Origin of the sequence: Natrinema hispanicum (genome assembly GCF_900111485.1) — an archaeon.
Lineage (GTDB): Archaea > Halobacteriota > Halobacteria > Halobacteriales > Natrialbaceae > Natrinema > Natrinema hispanicum_A.
This window is the reverse complement of the sequence record NZ_FOIC01000090.1, coordinates 1-1,153: the sequence shown is the minus strand read 5'-3', so window position 1 is coordinate 1,153 and position 1,153 is coordinate 1. Positions and strand designations below refer to the sequence as shown.

At 59.9% G+C, this 1,153-nt stretch carries 1 protein-coding gene; it reads left to right on the top strand.

What is annotated here, in order from left to right:
- Positions 1-134: 134 nt before the first annotated feature.
- A partial coding sequence (locus BSG09_RS20055) for a tyrosine-type recombinase/integrase (protein WP_254799228.1) occupies positions 135-1,153 on the top strand: 1,019 nt, incomplete at its 3' end.

The window sequence follows — 1,153 nt, the reverse complement described above, 5'->3', positions numbered from 1 at the left end:
GTTGGACACACTTGTCCCCTCCTCAATCCTCTCGAAAAGATGCCTCGATAAGCCACTGCTGTCTGGCGGTTCGTCACTTAGCTAAAGACGCATGCCTGCGCTATAAGATCAACGCCGACGGTTCGAAGACGACTATGCGCTCACCACTGCGTGAGTTCGCCGACCACTGTCGAGACGAGCGTGATCTCGAGTTCGTCGACGAGCTCACACCCCACGATGTCCGCAGTTATAGCGAGCACCTCTACGACCGCGTCGTAATCGATGAGGACCTGGCGGCTTCAACCGCTCACAACTACTTCGCGTACGTCCGGGCCTTTCTCTCCTGGTCGGTGCGAGAACAACACCTCGAGTCGAACCCGGCAAATACGAACACTGCGATGGATCCGCTGCCAGAGGACGACGGGAAACGCAAACGCCAGTACTGGAGCGCCGAGGACCGCGAGACGTTGCTCGAGTACGCCACCAAGCGCGTGGACATGGCTCTGGAGGGAACCATCCGGACTGACGCGGAGACAGCCTTCCGTGACCGGGCGATTGTCGTCATGCTCGATGGCACGGGGGCGCGTGGTGCTGAGTTGTTCGCTGATCCGAAAGACGATAAACGAAACGGCCTCCAGTGGAAGGACGTCGATTTCGACGAACGGCTGATCGAAGTCTACGGCAAGTCCCGTGAGTACGAACAGGCCCCGTTTCCTGCGAGTGTCCACGATGTCCTCAAGCGATGGTACCGGGTGCAAGAGCCGATGACCGAGGCGTGGCCCGTCTTTCCGACCGGTCACTACGGCTCGAAAAAGCGCACACTCGAGGATGCACTCGGCGAGAAGGCAGTCTCTCGGGCGCTCGAGGATAGAGGTGACACCGGGAAGACCGAGGTGCTTGACCGCCTCCACCGCGAGCACGAGGTGCCGCCGCCGTCGATCTCGAAAGAGGGCGTTCGCCGACTGCTGAAACGGCTCACCGACGAAGCTGGAATCGATCCGGACGGCGAGTACGATTATCTGACGCTGCATGGCGCTCGGCGGGCACTCGGGCGTGACCTCTATACCAGCGGGATGTCCGAAAAGGCTCAGGAAGCGTTACGACACAACTCGATCGAGACTACTCACGAGGCCTACGCCGACGTCAAGATGAAGGACGTCTCCGATTCGATTGA